Raw genomic sequence first — 15,767 nt, 5'->3', positions numbered from 1 at the left:
GGCGATTATAGCGCAGATGCGCCTGCGCGCGCCCGGGGGCGGTGTTCGCGATAGAGTTCGAGATAGGCCCCGGCGGCGACCTGCCAGTCGAAGTTCTGCTGCATCCCGGTGCGCATCAGCTGTTCCCAGCGGCCGTCGGCGCGGGCGTGGTAAAGCGCCAGGGCCCGCTCCAGGGCGTCGCCGAGCGCCGGGATGCTGTCCGGAGTGAAGCTGAAACCGGTGGCACGGCCGTCCTCCAGGGCTTCGGGAGTGGCGTCGACGACGGTATCGGCCAGGCCGCCGGTGGCATGCACCACCGGCGGGGTGCCATAGCGCAGGCTGTAGAGCTGGTTGAGCCCGCAGGGCTCGAAGCGCGACGGCATCGCGAACAGGTCGGCGCCCGCCTCGATCTGATGGGCCAGCGGTTCGTCGTAGCCGATGTGGACACCAACCCGCCCGGGGTGGGCCCGCGAGAGGGCGCCCGCGGCGTGCTCCAGGTCCGTCTGTCCGGAGCCGACCAGCGCCAGCTGGATGTGCCCGGCCTCGGCCAGCGGGGCGGCCACCGCCAGCAGCAGGTCCATGCCCTTCTGCTCGACCATGCGCCCGACGTGTCCCAGCAGCGGGATGTCCGGGTCTTCGGTCAGCCCCAGGCGGCGCTGCAGCGTGGCCTTGCAGGCGGCCTTGCCGGAGAGGTCGTCGGGGTCGTAGGCGGCGGCGATGTGCGGATCGCGGGCCGGGTCCCAGGCGCGGTAGTCGACGCCGTTGAGGATGCCGTGGAACACGTTGGCCCGGGCGCGCAGCACCCCGTCCAGGCCCATGCCGTGTTCCGGTTGCCGGATCTCGCGGGCATAGGTGGGCGAGACCGTGGTGATGGCGTCGCTGAACATGAGGCCGGCCTTCATGAAGGACAGCTGCTGGTGGAACTCGACGCCGTCCGGGTGCCAGAGCTTGGCGGGCAGACCCAGTGCGGTCGCGGTTTCGGCCGGAAACAGGCCCTGATAGGCGAGGTTGTGGATGGTGAATACCGACGCCGGTGCATCCCGCGTGCCGCAGGCCTCGCGCAGGTAGATCGGCAGCAGGCCGCATTGCCAGTCGTTGCCGTGGACGATCTCCGGGGTCCAGTTCAGCCCGGCGTCATCCGCGGCCACTCGGGCCACCGCACGGGCGAAGCCGGCGAAGCGCTGCGCGTTGTCCGGCCAGTCCTGGTCGTTGGAGGCGGTGTACGGGTTGCCGGCGCGCTGGAAATATTCCGGCCAGTCGACCAGGTAGACCGGCATGCGCGTGCCCGGTAGATGGCCCTCGATCAGCTGCCACGGAGCGTCTTCCGGTCCCGGGTGGGTGACCGGCCGGCGCAGGCGCTGCACCGCCTCGGGGTAGGCCGGCAGGATCAGGCGCGCGTCCTGTCGCCGGCGCCGCAGGGCGACAGGCAGGCTGGCGCTGACATCGGCGAGACCGCCGGTCTTGACCAGCCCGAAGACCTCGCTGGTGGCGAAAAGGATGCGCATGACGGCTTCTCCGTAACGAGATGTTGAGTGTAACGCAGCCGGCCCCGGTGAATGGCAATGCAGGCTGACGGCTGCCGGGTGGCGGATTATGCTGTATCGACACCCCCCGACGTCGAGGTAGCCGCATGAACCGTTCCCACCGAATCGCCGCGCGCGAGGTCCTGCAGAACGAAGCCCGGCGCCTGGAGCCGGAGCATCTGCGCGAGCTGCTGGAGCGCGAGCCGGAACGGGTGGAGCGTGATGTCCGCGAGGTGGCCGGCCTGCGCCTGGACTGGACGCGCCAGCGGCTCGATGCCAATGCCTGGGAGGCGCTGTTCGCGGCGGCGCGGGCCGCCGATATCCCTTCGGCGCTGGAGCGGCTGTTCGGCGGCGAGCGGGTGAACGTGACCGAGGGGCGGGCCGCACTGCACACCGCGTTGCGCCTGCCCCGCGAGGCCCGCTGCGAGCTGGACGGCGAAGACGTGGTGCCGGCGGTGCATGCGGTCCTGGACCGGGTGGGGGCCTTCGTGCAGGAGGTGCAGGACGGGACCCACCGGGGGTTCACCGGGCGGGCGATCGACACGGTGGTGAACATCGGGATCGGCGGCTCCGATCTGGGGCCGCGCATGGTCTGTCGTGCGCTTGCCGACCATGCATGCCCGGCTGCCGGGGGAAACCCGCTGGACATGCATTTCGTTTCCAATGTCGACGGCGAGGCCCTGTCCCGGGTGCTGCGCGAAGTGGATCCGGAGACTACGCTGTTCGTGGTCGCCTCCAAGACCTTCACGACTCAGGAGACCCTGACCAACGCCCGTGCGGCCCGCGAGTGGCTGGTGGAGCATGCGGCCGGCGATGCGTCCGCGGTCGCGGCTCATTTTGTGGCGGTTTCCACCGCGCGCGAGCGCGTCGAGGCCTTCGGTATCTCGCCCGAACGCATGTTCGGTTTCTGGGACTGGGTGGGTGGTCGCTATTCGGTGTGGTCGGCGATTGGCCTGCCGGTGGCGCTGATGCTGGGCATGGACGGCTTCCGCCGGTTCCTGGCCGGGGCCCATGCGATGGACGAACATGTGCGCACCGCGACGCTGGAGGACAACGCGGCGGTGCGCATGGCGCTGGTGGACCTGTGGAATCAGGACACCCAGGGTGCGGAGTCGCGCGCGGTGCTGCCCTACGACGAGCGGCTGTACTTTCTGCCGCCGTATCTGCAGCAGGCGGAGATGGAAAGCCTGGGCAAGCGGGTGCGGCTGGACGGCACGCCGGTGGAGGGGGATACCGGGGCGCTGGTCTGGGGTGCGGTGGGCACCGACGGGCAGCATGCGTTCTATCAGCTGCTGCATCAGGGTACGCGGCGGGTGCCGGCGGAATTCATCGGCGTTGCGCGCGCCGAACACGACCTGCCGCAACAGCACCCGATGCTGCTGGCCAATCTGGTGGCCCAGGCCGAGGCGCTCGCCCTGGGGCGCAGCGAGGACGAGGCCCGGGCGGAGATGGCCACCGCCGGTCGCGATGCGGCCGAGATCGAGGCGCTGGCGGCGCATCGCAGCTTCCCCGGCGACCGGCCGAGCACGCTGATCCTGCTGGAGGACCTGGATCCGGAGCGCCTGGGGGCGCTGATCGCCCTGTTCGAGCACAAGATCTACGTGCTTGCGAGCCTGTGGGAGATCAACGCCTTCGATCAGTGGGGCGTGGAACTGGGCAAGCAGCTGGCCGGCCGTGTGCTGGCGGACCTGGACCCGGCCGGCGAGCCGGGTCCGCACGACCCGGCGACCGCCGCCAGCATCGACTGGCTGCGCCGGCACATGGGCTGAAGCGCCCGCGGAGGGACCCGGCGGCGCGCGTTCAGGCCTGAATCGCGTCTTCGTCGTCCGGCAGCACCGGGACGTCGGTGGGCAGCGTGATGGTGCGGGTCTCGCCGTCCAGCCAGAAGCGCAGTTCGGCTTCTTCGTCGTCCGGGGTGGTTCCCACGGCCTCGAGGAAGTCGATCGGGGTTTCCGGGCTGCGTCCGTTGACCTCCAGGATCAGCGCGCCCTGCTCCAGGCCGGCCTCGGCGGCGGCTCCCTCGGCTCGGCTGACGAGGACGCCGGGCTCGTCCGGCAGGCCCAGGGCCTCGCGCAGATCGTCGCGTGCTTCGATTACGGTGATCCCCAGCGCGGTGACGATCCCCTCGTCACCCGGGGCCTGGTAATCGAACGGGACATCCGCCTCGAGGATTTCCGGCGCCACCGCGATGGGCGCGCCGGTGCGCACCGCCAGCGCGAGGGCGTCGCTGGGCCGGGCATCGATCCGCCGCGGTGCCTCCTCGCCGGGGATACGCAGTTCCAGCATGCCGAGATAGGTGCCGTCTTCCAGCCCGTCCACGATGACCCGTTCCAGCTCCGCGTCGAGTTCGCGCAGCAGGTCGACCATCAGGTCGTGGGTCATGGGCCGCGGCACGTCGACATCCTGCATGGCCAGGAGGATGGCGCGGGCCTGGTCGGTGCCGATGACGATGGGCACGACCTCGGCGGATTCGGGGTCGCGCAGCAGGGCAATGGGCAGGCCGCTGTGCGAGTCCACCCCCACGGTGGCCAGCTCCACCGGCAGGAGGGTATCCGGGTCGCTGGCCGGCGCGCGTGCGTCGGCGTGGGTGGTGGCGGCCACGGCGCCGAGGAGCAGCCCCAGGGCGGTGGCCCATGCAGCGATCCGGGAGCGGGCGGGACGATGCGGGTAGCGGGACATGGGGGCTCTCCGTAAAAGGGACCTGAATACGGATCATGGCAGTCCCGCACCCGCGGGGTCCATCGCGGACCTGAGGAACGTGCGGTCTTGCACGTGGGCGCTTCGGGCGTCGTTTATGCTGGGCCGGAACCCGCACACCGCAGACCGGAGAACCCCATGGAAGTGATGCAGCGCCCGTATGCCCCGGCGGCCGAACAGAACCGCGAGCCGATCCTGGGGGTCCTGGAACAGTGGTTCATCCGTCCGGGTGCCCTGCTGGAGCTGGGGGCCGGGACCGGCCAGCATGCGGCTTTCATGGCGCCGCGCCTGGGACATCTGCAGTGGCTGCCCACCGATGTCGCCGAACACCTGCCGGGGATCGAGGCGTGGCGGCGCGAGGCGGCGGCGCCCAACCTGCAGCCGCCGCGCGCCCTCGATGTCGCCGCTGATCCCTGGCCGGACGGTCCGTTTCGTTACGTCTACAGTGCGAACACCGTCCACATCCTGCACTGGCCGGGGGTGGAGGCGCTGTTCTCCGGGGTCGCCGGGGTTCTGGAGCCGGACGGGCTGTTCGCGCTGTACGGGCCGTTCGCGCACGACGGGGAGCACACGGCCGAATCCAACGCGCGCTTCGACCGTTCTTTGCGCCAGCAGGACCCGGGGATGGGGGTGCGCGATCGCGCCGACCTGGACGCGCTGGCGAGCGCCTGCGGCCTGACCCGGGAGGCGGTGGTGGACATGCCGGCGAACAACCAGATCCTGATCTGGCGGCGGGATACGGTCTGAGCCGTATGGTTTGTGGACCGGGTCACTGTCCGGCGGGAACTTCGTGCGAGGTGGCGACACCAATGGTTGACCATGAAGCAGCCATGGAAATGGACCCAGGGCGACTCATAGGATTAGGCGATCGGTGTGATTGATATAATAGAATTCACATCATAAGAATTCGCCGATATAGTGATGCACATGATCGATAACGATCATCTGCCATCAACCGAATGAACGGAAACAAGCAAAGGAGATAGCGATATGACGCTTCGTCTGGGCGATACCGCACCGAACTTCCAGGTCGACACCACCGCCGGCAAGATCGACTTCCACGAGTGGATCGGCGATTCCTGGTGCTTCTTCTTCAGCCACCCGGCCGACTTCACCCCGGTGTGCACCACCGAGATGGGTCGCACCGCGCAGCTCGCGAAGCAGTTCGCGGACCGCAACGTGAAGCCGCTGGGCCTGTCCACCGACACGGTGGAAGAGCACAACAAGTGGATCGAGGACGTGAACGACACGCAGAACACGACCCTCGAATTCCCGATCGTCGCCGACGCCGACAAGAAGATCTCGGAACTCTACGAGATGATCCACCCCGGCGAGAGCGACACCGCAGCGGTGCGTTCGGTCTACATCATTGATCCGAACAAGAAGATCCGTCTGATGATGACCTACCCGATGTCGCTGGGCCGCAACTTCGACGAGATCCTGCGCGCCATCGACGGCCTGCAGACCGCCGACAAGCACGGCATCGCGACGCCGGCCGACTGGACCCCCGGTGACCAGGTGATCATCCCGCCGACGGTCAGCAACGAAGAAGCGCAGAAGAAGTTCCCGCAGGGCTTCGACGAGATCCGCTCGTACCTGCGCTACACCAAGGTCTGAACCTCCGGGTTCTGATCACCGGTCCCGGGGTTCTGCCTCCCCGGGCCGGGTCTCTCCGGGCCCCTCCGGTTCTGCCGGGCGGGGCCTTTTTCGTGTGTGCGGCGGGCGTACGCTTCAGGGCAGCAGCGGGGCGAAGCCGGCCCGGTAGTCGGGATAGCGGAAGCGGTAGCCGGAGTCCTGCAGGCGCCGGCTGTCGCAGCGCCGGCCGCGGGCCCCGTCGCGGGCATCCACGCGGTGGACCGCCGCATCTGCCGGCAGGGTACCCAGGCGCGCGGCGAGCCAGTGCAGCACTTCGCTTTTCAGGGCCGGTTCGGTATCCACGCCGAGATAGACCGGATCGGGATCGGCCAGCGTGAACAGGTGGTGCAGGATGCCGACCGCATCATCGCGGTGGATGCGGTTGGTCCAGGTCGGCGGTTCGTCATCGCCCAGTTGGCCGGCGCGCGCCAGATCCAGCATGCGTTCGCGCCCCGGTCCGTAGATCCCGCCCAGGCGCAGGCGGATGCCACGGTACGGCGAGGCCTCCAGCAGGCGTTCGGCCTCCAGCAGGCGGCGGCCGGAGAAGCGTTGTGGCAGGGCGGGGGTGTCTTCGTCGACCCGGCTGCCGTCATCGACGCCGTAGACGCCGGTGGACGACACGAAGATCACGCGTTCCGGCTGCAGGCCCTGGCGCTCCAGGGCGCCCAGCGCATGGTGCAGCGCATCGACATAGGCGCGACGGTAACCCGTGTCGTCCATCCGGTCGGGCGTGGTGATGAAATACACCGCCCGTGCCGTTCGCGGCAGCTCCGGCAGGCCGTCGGGGTCCGTCAGGTCGCCCTGAAGGGGCCGGATCCATTCGGGCAGGTGTTCGGGATGGCGCCGCAGGCCCCAGACCCGGTGCCCGGCGTCGTGCAGCCGACGGCCCAGCCCGGTGCCCAGGTCTCCGCAGCCGAGGATCAGGATATCGTCCATGCGGTTCACTCCGGTGTGGCTGGGGGTTACGCTACTCCCTGCACTGGCGTGGGGGGATTTCCCGCGTCCCGATCATTTTTTCTCGGGGGGTCGAGATGGGTCGCCGCAAGCCGAAACCGGACAGCGTGAACTGCCCCTGCGGGTCCGGTCACCCGCGGGAACGCTGCTGCGGGCCGCGTATCGACGGCACCGCCCCGGCGGAGACCGCCGAGGCACTGATGCGCTCGCGTTACACCGCCTACACCGAGCACAACGAGGCCTACATCCTGGGGACCTGGGATCCGCAGACCCGCCCGGCCTCGCTGGAGCTGGACCCCGAGCGGCGCTGGCTGGGCCTGAATGTGCGCGACACCGAGGCCGGCGGCCGCGAGGACACCACCGGGGTAGTCGAATTCGTCGCCCGCGCGCGGCTGCACGGCCAGGGCATGCGGCTGCACGAACGCAGCCGGTTCCGGCGCATCGACGGTCACTGGTACTACATCGACGGCGACACGCCGGACGCCTCGTGAACCCCGTCGTCGATGCCGCCGCGGGTGCGCACACCGAGGTCGATCCGGGGCTGCTGGCGGCGGTGGAGCGGGGCGTGCGCGCGCAGGCCGAGGGACAGACCGAGCACGCGCTGATCGCCCGCCTGCGCGATGCGGGGGTGGTACCCTTCGCCGGGGCCGACCTGCGCGAGCCGCTGGGGCTGTTCCGCACCCATTTCCTGCTGTTTCACTGCCTCCATCGCCTGCGCGACCGGCTGGCCGGCGAGGGCGAATGGCTGCGCATCCACTGCCTGGATATCGGCATTCAGGCGCGGGCCATGGGCGGCGCGGGGGCCGCGGCAACCGCCGGCAGGGTCTCCGCGGCCCTGGTGCGCGAGGACCCTTTGCGAGCCTATTACCTCGACCTGAGCACTCTGGATCAGATGGATGCGGCCGCGGTGCAGGCCCTGCTGGACGGCTTCTGGCGGCGGATGGACGGTGGCGATCGCCGGGCAACGGCGCTGGCGGTGCTGGAGCTGGCGGATCCGGTGGAGGACGCGGAGATCCAGTCCCGCTACCGCCGCCTGGCCCAGCGCCACCACCCCGACCGGGGCGGCGACACGGCCACCCTGCAACGCCTCAACGAGGCGCGCTGGATCCTGCTGGGCGACTGACGCGTCTCTCTCCGCCGCCGGAGGGCTCAGTCGTCGGCGTCGTCCATGGTGGTCACGAAGGCCTGCTCCACGGTGTAGGTGCCGGTCCCCTTGTAGCTGGTCTGCACCCAGCCGTGTTCCTCCAGCCACTGGCTCATCTCGCGGTTCATCGCCGGGTTGCCGCACAGCATCACGCGATCCTGTTCCGGGTCCGCCGGCGGCAGATCCAGCGCCCGGAACAGCTCGCCCGAGCGGAACAGTTCGGCGCCGCGCTGGTTGTTGTCGAACGGCTGCTGCGCCACCGGGCAGGCGAAGTCGTGATCCTCGCGGGTTACGGTGGGCATGTACCGGAAACGATCGCTGATCTTCGCTTCCAGCTCCTCGCGATAGGCCAGTTCCTCCACGGTGCGCACGCTGTGCACCAGGATGACCCGTTCGAAATGTTCGAACACTTCGTCGCTGCGGACCAGGGAGACGAACGGCGCGATGCCGGTGCCCGTGGCGAGCATGTACAGATGCCGCCCGGGCTGCACGTAATCCACCGTCAGCGAACCGGTGACCTTGTCGTTGATCCAGATCGAATCGCCCGGTTCGACATGGGCGAGGCGGCTGGTCAGGTCGCCGTCGGGCACGTGGATGCTGAGAAACTCGAGCTCCTCGCTGGACGGGTCGGACACGATCGAATAGGCGCGCGGAATCAGCTTGCCCTCGGGGCGCAGGCCGAGGGTGACGAACTGGCCGTTGCGGAATTCGAAGCCTTCCGGCCGCGTGGTGGTGAAGCTGAAGGTCTTGTCCGACCAGCGATGCAGGGACGTGATCTGCTGTTCCGAATAGGGCATGACGAGCGCTTATCTCCTAGTGTTGTACTCAACAATTTAACAGCCGCGGGGCCGGCCTGCCGAAAGCGCCGGTAAGGGCGGGGGCTTCCCGCGCGCCGCAGGTGGACCCGAGAACGCGCACGGAAACGGGAATTTGTGGCCGCGGACTTGAACCCGGGTATGCGTGGCCCCATGGTTCAGGTCAGTTGCCAATTTCGAAGCGAGGATCAATCCAATGCGAATGGATCGCCTGACGACCAAATTCCAGAGCGCGATCTCCGACGCCCAGTCGCTGGCGGTGGGCCGGGATCATCAGTTCATCGAACCCGCCCACCTGCTGCTGGCCATGCTGGATCAGGAGGGCGGCACCACCCGCCACGTGCTCGACCGTGCCGGGGTCAACGTGCGCCAGCTGCGCTCCGCGCTGGGCGAGGCGCTGGACCGCATGCCGAAGGTGGAGGGTGCCGCCGGCGACGTGCACGTGTCCAGCGACCTGGGGCGCATGCTCAACGTGTGTGACAAGCTCGCCCAGGAGCGCAAGGATCAGTACATCCCGAGCGAGCTGTTCCTGCTGGCCGCGATCGACGAGAAGGCCGGCGTGGGCGAGATGCTGCGCAATGCCGGGGCCAACAAGGATTCCATCGAGGACGCGGTGGACCAGATCCGCGGCGGCGCCCAGGTGGACGACCCCAATGCCGAGGAGAACCGGCAGGCGCTGGAGAAATACACCACCGACCTGACCGAACGTGCGGAGCAGGGCAAGCTGGATCCGGTGATCGGGCGTGACGAGGAGATCCGTCGCTCGGTGCAGGTGCTGCAGCGGCGAACCAAGAACAACCCGGTGCTGATCGGCGAGCCCGGGGTCGGCAAGACCGCGATCGTCGAGGGCCTGGCCCAGCGCATCGTCAACGGCGAGGTGCCCGAGGGGCTCAAGGACAAGCGCGTGCTGGCGCTGGACATGGGCTCGCTGCTGGCCGGGGCCAAGTATCGCGGCGATTTCGAGGAGCGCCTGAAGTCGGTGCTCAACGAGATCTCGCAGGAAGAGGGTCGCGTGATCCTGTTCATTGACGAGATCCACACCCTGGTGGGCGCCGGCAAGGCCGAGGGCGCGATGGATGCCGGCAACATGCTCAAGCCGGCGCTGGCGCGCGGCGAGCTGCACTGCATCGGTGCGACCACGCTCAACGAATACCGCGAGAACATCGAGAAGGACGCCGCGCTGGAGCGCCGCTTCCAGAAGGTGCTGGTGGACGAGCCGACCCAGGAGGACACCATTGCGATCCTGCGCGGGCTGAAGGAGCGCTACGAGGTGCATCACGGGATCGAGATCACCGACCCGGCGATCGTCGCCGCCGCGCAGCTGTCGCAGCGCTACATCACCGACAGGCAGTTGCCGGACAAGGCGATCGACCTGATCGACGAGGCGGCCAGCCGGATCAAGATGGAGATCGACTCCAAGCCCGAGTCCATGGACCGGCTGGAGCGGCGCCTGATTCAGCTGAAGATCGAGCGCGAGGCGCTGAACAAGGAATCCGACGAGGCCTCGAAGAAGCGCCTGAGCACGCTGGAGGAGGAGATCGAGCGCCTGGAGCGCGAGTACTCCGACCTGGAAGAGGTGTGGAAGTCCGAGAAGGCCTCGGTTTCCGGCGCCGCGCAGCTCAAGGAAGAACTGGAACGCGCGCGCCAGGAGCTGGAGACCGCGCGCCGTGCCGGTGACCTGTCGCGCATGTCCGAGCTGCAGTACGGGAAGATCCCGGACCTGGAGAAGTCCCTGGCCATGGCCCACGAGATGGAGAGCCAGGAGACCCAGCTGCTGCGCAACAAGGTGACCGACGAGGAGGTCGCCGAGGTCGTCTCGCGCTGGACCGGGATCCCGGTGGCCAAGATGCTGGAGGGCGAGAAGGACAAGCTGTTGCGCATGGAAGAGGCCATCGGCGAGCGCGTGGTCGGCCAGAACGAGGCGGTGACCGCGGTGGCCAACGCCATCCGCCGTTCACGCGCCGGGCTGGCGGATCCCAATCGTCCGAACGGCTCGTTCCTGTTCCTGGGCCCCACCGGCGTTGGCAAGACCGAGCTGACCAAATCGCTGGCCGGCTTCCTGTTCGACACCGAGGAGGCCATGGTGCGCATCGACATGTCGGAGTTCATGGAGAAGCACTCCGTGGCGCGGCTGATCGGGGCGCCCCCGGGCTATGTCGGTTACGAGGAGGGTGGCTATCTGACCGAGGCCGTGCGCCGCAAGCCGTACTCCGTGATCCTGCTGGACGAGGTCGAGAAGGCGCATCCGGACGTGTTCAACGTGCTGCTGCAGGTGCTGGATGACGGCCGCCTGACCGACGGTCACGGGCGTACCGTGGACTTCCGCAACACGGTGATCGTGATGACCTCCAACCTGGGTTCGCAGCAGATCCAGGAGATGGCCGGCGAGGACAACTACGACCGCATGAAGGGCGCGGTGATGGAGATCGTCGGGCAGCACTTCCGGCCCGAGTTCATCAACCGCGTGGACGACGTGGTGGTCTTCCACCCGCTGGAGCGCGAACAGATCCGCGCGATCACCGAGATCCAGCTGCGCTATCTGCGCGAACGCCTGGAGGAGCGCGAACTGGGGCTGGAGGTCTCGGACGCGGCGCTGGATCACCTCGGCGAGGCGGGCTTCGACCCGGTGTACGGGGCGCGGCCGCTGAAGCGGGCGATCCAGACCCAGCTGGAGAACCCGCTGGCGCAGCAGCTGCTGTCCGGCGAGTTCGTCTCCGGCGACACCATCCGCGTGGACATGGAGGGCGAGGCCCTGCGCTTTGTGAAGCACGCCGAGGCGGCCTGAGCCGCCCCGGTCCGTCCCGGCTGTCACTGAGGATGACCCGAAGGCCCGCCATGTGCGGGCCTTCCTGCGTTCGGGCCCGGGACCTCAGATGTGGCCCATGGCCTCCATGGCGCGGGCGACCTTGACGAAGCCGGCGATGTTGGCACCGGCCGAGTAGTTGCCCGGTGAGCCGTATTCTTCGGCCGTCTCGAAGCAGGTCTGGTGGATGTTCGCCATGATCTCCTGCAGGCGTGCTTCGGTGTGTTCGAAGGTCCAGGAGTCGCGGCTGGCGTTCTGCTGCATTTCCAGCGCGCTGGTGGCCACGCCGCCGGCGTTGGCGGCCTTGCCCGGACCGAACGCGATGCCCGCCTCGCGGAAGGTCTGAATGCCCTCCGGGGTCACCGGCATGTTGGCGCCTTCGGCGACCGCGATGCAGCCGTTTTCGACCAGCGCCTTCGCGTCCTTGCCGGTCAGTTCGTTCTGCGTGGCGCAGGGCAGGGCGACCTCGCAGGGGATCTCCCAGATGCAGCCGTTTTCGCGGTATTTCGCGCTCGGCTTGCGTTCGGCGTAGTCCGAGACCGGGCCGCGTTCACGCTCCTTGATCTGGCGCAGCAGGTCCAGATCCAGGCCGTCCTCGTCGAGGATCACGCCACGCGAGTCCGAACAGGCGATGACCTTCGCACCCAGCTGCTGCGCCTTCTGCGTGGCGAAGACCGCCACGTTGCCGGCACCCGAGATCACCACCCGCTTGCCTTCGAGGGAATCGTTGCGGGCCTTCAGCATCTCCTGGGTGAAGAACACCGCGCCGTAGCCGGTGGCCTCGGTGCGCGCACGGCTGCCGCCCCAGTCCAGACCCTTGCCGGTGAACACGCCCGATTCGAAGCGGTTGGTCAGGCGCTTGTACTGCCCGAACATGTAGCCGACCTCGCGCTGGCTGACACCGATGTCGCCGGCGGGGACGTCGGTGTATTCGCCGAGGTAGCGATACATCTCGGTGATCAGGCTCTGGCAGAAGCGCATGATCTCGCCGTCGGAGCGGCCCTTCGGATCGAAGTCGCTGCCGCCCTTGCCGCCGCCGATCGGCAGCCCGGTAAGCGCATTCTTGAAGACCTGGGAGAAGCCGAGAAACTTGACGATCCCCAGATACACCGACGGATGGAAGCGGATGCCGCCCTTGTACGGCCCCAGCGCGCTGTTGAACTGCACGCGGAAGGCACGGTTGATCTGGAGTTCGCCGCGATCGTCCTGCCAGGGCACGCGGAAGATGATCTGGCGTTCCGGTTCGCAGACGCGCTGGATGATCTTCAGGTCGGCGAATTCCGGGTACTTGACCAGAACCGGGCCCAGGGTCTGCAGCACCCCGTGCACGGACTGGTGAAACTCCGTCTCGCCCGGGTTGCGGTGCAGGACTTCCTGATAGATCGGCTCGAGTTTCTCGTCGAGACTTCCGTTCATGAGTGTCTTCCTGTGTGAATCATGGGCGCGCATTAAGGCATAACCTGGTACCCGGGACAATCCTGTCTGCTCTTTTGTGGTGCAGAATGCACATGGATGGTGCGGGCTGGACGGGCGGCGCGCGGCGCGGGAACATGCCCGGAATGGAAGCGTCGGGGGCCGCCGGAGGCCGGGCCGGAGGATGAAACCATGGATGAGCGGGCAGGGGTGCGTGACGTGTTCCGCCGGCTGATGTGGCGGCTTGCGTGGATGCCGGTGCTGCTGGCCGTGGCGGTGGCCGGGACCGGCTGCACCCTGCTGGAGGCGCGCGGCCAGTTTGCCGCGATGCAGGGGGCTTGCGTACTGGAGGGCCACATCGCCGGGGCCGGAGAGGCTGGCAAGGATTCGGACGACGGGGCCTACGTGGTGCTGGCGGTGCGCGAGCGCGGTGAGGGATTGCCGCCGGAGGTAGTGGATCACGTGCTCACCGGGTCCGGCGGGCAGTGGTTCTTTGCCCTCGAACCGGGCGTGTGGTCGGTGCTGGGTTACTGGCAGGATGGCCGCGATGCGGGCGCCGTGCCGGGGGCCGCCCATGCCTGGGAGCGCGGTGCAACGCTCGATTGCGGCGTGGGCGAGCGCTACCTGGACCAGCGCATCCGGGTCGACGACCCCGCGAGGCGAATCGACGGGGCGTTCGACGAGGGCGGACTGACGTTCCCGGGCGCGGCGGCGGAACGGGCGGCACACGAGGATGATTCGCTGCCCAGCCTCGGGCGGGTTACGGCCTTCGGTCTTGTCACCACGCTGGCGGACCCGCGATTCGATCCGGCGATTGCCGCCGCCAGTCAGTGGCGGCCGCTGGATTTCGTCCGCGATGGCTACGCCGGGGTGTATTTCCTCGATGGTCCCTACGACCCCGCGCGCGAGCCGGTGCTGTTCATCCACGGCATGAACGGTTCGCCCGTCTCCTTCGAGGCGCTGGTGGAGGATCTGGATACCCGCCGTTTCCAGCCCTGGGCGTATTACTACCCGTCGGGTGTCCCGCTGGACGCGGCCGCAGTGCACCTGGCGCAGGTGATGGAAGAGCTGGAGCTGCGCCACGACCTGGAGCGGTATCAGGTCGTGGCGCACAGCATGGGTGGTCTGGTGGCGCGCGGTTTCCTGCTGGAGCGTGAGCGCCGCGGCGCGCCTGCCCGGGTTCCGCGCCTGGTGACCCTGGCCACGCCCTGGGGTGGCCACCGGATGGCCGCGACCGGGGTCGCGCATGCGCCGGTCGTGGTGCCGGTCTGGCGTGACATGGCGCCGGGCAGCGAATTTCTGGAAGGGCTGTTCGCCGGCTCGGCCGGGATCCCGGCCGAGACCCATCTGCTGTTTGCGCATCGCCGCGACAGCGGGCGCAGCCGCGAGCTCACCGACGGTGTGGTGAGCCTCGAGAGCATGTTGCGGCCGGAGGCCCAGGCGGCGGCCGCGAGTCTCTACGGGGTGGATGCCACGCATGCGGGCATCCTTGAACATCCGCGTACCCTGGAGCGGGTGCGGACACTGCTCGAGGGGCCCTGACGCGGGGCGCCGGAGGGCGTACTCTGGAGCGGTACCGGCAGACCGGGAACGGCGGGGAAGATCCATGCAGTTGTTCGAGTGCGAGGCCTGTGGCCTTGCGGTTCATTTCGACAATACCCGTTGCACCCGCTGCGGCCACCGCCTGGGTTTTCTGCCCGACCGCATGCGGGTGGCGGCCCTGGCCCCGGTCGGGACGGGCACCGACCGGCAGGGCCGCGAGGTCGCGGGGGGATGGTGGCAGGTGGCCGGGGAGCCGGACGGCCCGCGCTATCGGCAGTGCCGGCATTATGCGGTGGACGGCATCTGTAACTGGATGGTGCCGGAGTCGGATCCGGATCCGTTCTGCCGCGCGTGCCGTCTGAACCGGACCATCCCCGACCTGAGTGTTCCCGGGAACCGGACGCTGTGGGCGCGTCTGGAGGCGGAGAAGCGGCGTCTGGTCTATGGCCTGCTGCGGCTCGGCCTGCCGGTGACGCCCAGGCGCGATGACCCCGCGGGCCTGGCATTCGATTTCCTGGCGTCCACCGCGCCGGCGTTTCAGGAGGGGGGTGGCGTGGTGACCGGGCATGCCGCCGGTCTCATCACCCTGGATATCGCCGAGGCCGATCCGGCGGTGCGCGAGCGCATGCGCGAGGCGATGGCCGAGCCCTATCGCACCATCCTCGGACATTTCCGCCACGAGAGCGGTCACCATTACTGGGAGCGCCTGGTGCGCGGTGGCCCGGCGCACGAGGATTTCCGCCGGGTGTTCGGCGACGAGCGCGCCGATTATGATGCCGCGCTGCGCCGGCATTATCGCGAGGGGCCGCCGGCCGACTGGCAGGAGCGCTTCGTCAGTGCCTATGCCAGTGCCCATCCGTGGGAGGACTGGGCGGAGACCTGGGCGCACTATCTGCACATCGTGGATACCCTGGACACCGCGCGGGCCTATGGTCTCGGGGTTGGCGCCGAGGGACTGGCCGGCTCGGCGATGAGCCACGCACCGGATTACGATCCCTATCATGCCCCGGACATCGATACCCTGATGGATCACTGGCTGCCGCTGACCAATGCCCTCAACAGCCTTAACCGCAGCATGGGGCACGGCCACATCTACCCGTTCACGCTGACCCCGGCCGCGATTGCGAAGCTGCGGTGGGTCCATGCGATCATTCGGGCCGCGCGCGACCGTGCGGGGCCGGGATGCGGGACCAGCCCGGCCGGCGAGTCGTTCACGCCCCGGCGGTCGTCCGCCTGACCCGCCCGCATCGGATCCGGAAACC

Annotated in this window: 13 protein-coding genes; 8 read left to right on the top strand and 5 right to left on the bottom strand. The window is 68.6% G+C overall.

Features of this window, described 5'->3' with window-relative positions:
- Positions 1-5: 5 nt before the first annotated feature.
- Positions 6-1,484, bottom strand: a complete 1,479-nt coding sequence (gene glgA, locus F620_RS0101475; protein WP_019569219.1) for a glycogen synthase GlgA — start codon at positions 1,482-1,484, stop codon at positions 6-8.
- 125 nt (positions 1,485-1,609) lie between these two features.
- Here glgA and pgi point away from each other — a divergent pair, with 125 nt between their 5' ends.
- Entirely contained in the window at positions 1,610-3,271 is a 1,662-nt protein-coding gene (gene pgi / locus F620_RS0101470) for a glucose-6-phosphate isomerase (protein WP_019569218.1), read from the top strand.
- Between the two features lie 31 nt (positions 3,272-3,302).
- Here the strand turns inward: pgi and F620_RS0101465 are convergent, their stop codons facing one another.
- Positions 3,303-4,181, bottom strand: a complete 879-nt coding sequence (locus tag F620_RS0101465) for a bifunctional nuclease domain-containing protein (RefSeq protein ID WP_019569217.1) — start codon at positions 4,179-4,181, stop codon at positions 3,303-3,305.
- 156 nt (positions 4,182-4,337) lie between these two features.
- Here F620_RS0101465 and F620_RS0101460 point away from each other — a divergent pair, with 156 nt between their 5' ends.
- Positions 4,338-4,946: a DUF938 domain-containing protein gene (locus F620_RS0101460; RefSeq protein ID WP_019569216.1), complete on the top strand. Its 609-nt coding sequence runs from the start codon at positions 4,338-4,340 to the stop codon at positions 4,944-4,946.
- Positions 4,947-5,189: 243 nt separating this feature from the next.
- Positions 5,190-5,816, top strand: coding sequence for a peroxiredoxin (locus tag F620_RS0101455; RefSeq protein WP_019569215.1), 627 nt, complete (start codon positions 5,190-5,192; stop codon positions 5,814-5,816).
- A 114-nt stretch (positions 5,817-5,930) separates the two neighbouring features.
- Here the strand turns inward: F620_RS0101455 and F620_RS0101450 are convergent, their stop codons facing one another.
- The gene (locus F620_RS0101450; RefSeq protein ID WP_018871142.1) at positions 5,931-6,770 is read right to left on the bottom strand and encodes an SDR family oxidoreductase; all 840 of its coding nucleotides are present in this window, start codon (positions 6,768-6,770) and stop codon (positions 5,931-5,933) included.
- 95 nt (positions 6,771-6,865) lie between these two features.
- Here F620_RS0101450 and F620_RS0101445 point away from each other — a divergent pair, with 95 nt between their 5' ends.
- Both F620_RS0101445 and F620_RS0101440 read left to right on the top strand, forming a co-directional pair.
- Positions 6,866-7,279, top strand: a complete 414-nt coding sequence (locus tag F620_RS0101445) for a YchJ family protein (RefSeq protein ID WP_019569214.1) — start codon at positions 6,866-6,868, stop codon at positions 7,277-7,279.
- Positions 7,276-7,911: a DNA-J related domain-containing protein gene (locus F620_RS0101440; protein WP_019569213.1), complete on the top strand. Its 636-nt coding sequence runs from the start codon at positions 7,276-7,278 to the stop codon at positions 7,909-7,911. The genes F620_RS0101445 and F620_RS0101440 overlap by 4 nt, the downstream gene beginning before the upstream one ends.
- A gap of 26 nt (positions 7,912-7,937) precedes the next feature.
- Here F620_RS0101440 and F620_RS0101435 read toward each other — a convergent pair whose 3' ends face one another.
- Positions 7,938-8,729, bottom strand: coding sequence for a ferredoxin--NADP reductase (locus tag F620_RS0101435; RefSeq protein WP_019569212.1), 792 nt, complete (start codon positions 8,727-8,729; stop codon positions 7,938-7,940).
- A 220-nt stretch (positions 8,730-8,949) separates the two neighbouring features.
- On the opposite strand from F620_RS0101435, the gene clpB reads away from it, so the two are divergent.
- Positions 8,950-11,532 (top strand): ATP-dependent chaperone ClpB, encoded by a 2,583-nt coding sequence (gene clpB, locus F620_RS0101430; protein ID WP_019569211.1) that lies wholly within the window; start codon positions 8,950-8,952, stop codon positions 11,530-11,532.
- 84 nt (positions 11,533-11,616) lie between these two features.
- Here the strand turns inward: clpB and gdhA are convergent, their stop codons facing one another.
- Positions 11,617-12,966, bottom strand: coding sequence for an NADP-specific glutamate dehydrogenase (gdhA, locus tag F620_RS0101425; protein ID WP_019569210.1), 1,350 nt, complete (start codon positions 12,964-12,966; stop codon positions 11,617-11,619).
- A gap of 189 nt (positions 12,967-13,155) precedes the next feature.
- Here gdhA and F620_RS0101420 point away from each other — a divergent pair, with 189 nt between their 5' ends.
- The gene (locus F620_RS0101420; RefSeq protein WP_019569209.1) at positions 13,156-14,505 is read left to right on the top strand and encodes an alpha/beta fold hydrolase; all 1,350 of its coding nucleotides are present in this window, start codon (positions 13,156-13,158) and stop codon (positions 14,503-14,505) included.
- 64 nt (positions 14,506-14,569) lie between these two features.
- Positions 14,570-15,742, top strand: coding sequence for a putative zinc-binding metallopeptidase (locus F620_RS0101415; RefSeq protein WP_019569208.1), 1,173 nt, complete (start codon positions 14,570-14,572; stop codon positions 15,740-15,742).
- Positions 15,743-15,767: the final 25 nt, after the last annotated feature.

Source organism: Thioalkalivibrio sp. ALE11, assembly GCF_000381205.1.
Taxonomy (GTDB): domain Bacteria; phylum Pseudomonadota; class Gammaproteobacteria; order Ectothiorhodospirales; family Ectothiorhodospiraceae; genus Thioalkalivibrio.
The sequence above is the reverse complement of the archived record's forward strand: the minus strand, read 5'-3'. Positions and strand labels throughout refer to the sequence as shown.

Excerpts from the sequence above, each read along its gene's own strand:
- glgA (WP_019569219.1), bottom strand. The coding sequence starts at position 1,484 with ATGCGCATCCTTTTCGCCACCAGCGAGGTCTTCGGGCTGGTCAAGACC.
- pgi (WP_019569218.1), top strand. The coding sequence starts at position 1,610 with ATGAACCGTTCCCACCGAATCGCCGCGCGCGAGGTCCTGCAGAACGAA.
- F620_RS0101465 (WP_019569217.1), bottom strand. The coding sequence starts at position 4,181 with ATGTCCCGCTACCCGCATCGTCCCGCCCGCTCCCGGATCGCTGCATGG.
- F620_RS0101460 (WP_019569216.1), top strand. The coding sequence starts at position 4,338 with ATGGAAGTGATGCAGCGCCCGTATGCCCCGGCGGCCGAACAGAACCGC.
- F620_RS0101455 (WP_019569215.1), top strand. The coding sequence starts at position 5,190 with ATGACGCTTCGTCTGGGCGATACCGCACCGAACTTCCAGGTCGACACC.
- F620_RS0101450 (WP_018871142.1), bottom strand. The coding sequence starts at position 6,770 with ATGGACGATATCCTGATCCTCGGCTGCGGAGACCTGGGCACCGGGCTG.
- F620_RS0101445 (WP_019569214.1), top strand. The coding sequence starts at position 6,866 with ATGGGTCGCCGCAAGCCGAAACCGGACAGCGTGAACTGCCCCTGCGGG.
- F620_RS0101435 (WP_019569212.1), bottom strand. The coding sequence starts at position 8,729 with ATGCCCTATTCGGAACAGCAGATCACGTCCCTGCATCGCTGGTCGGAC.
- clpB (WP_019569211.1), top strand. The coding sequence starts at position 8,950 with ATGGATCGCCTGACGACCAAATTCCAGAGCGCGATCTCCGACGCCCAG.
- gdhA (WP_019569210.1), bottom strand. The coding sequence starts at position 12,966 with ATGAACGGAAGTCTCGACGAGAAACTCGAGCCGATCTATCAGGAAGTC.
- F620_RS0101420 (WP_019569209.1), top strand. The coding sequence starts at position 13,156 with ATGGATGAGCGGGCAGGGGTGCGTGACGTGTTCCGCCGGCTGATGTGG.
- F620_RS0101415 (WP_019569208.1), top strand. The coding sequence starts at position 14,570 with ATGCAGTTGTTCGAGTGCGAGGCCTGTGGCCTTGCGGTTCATTTCGAC.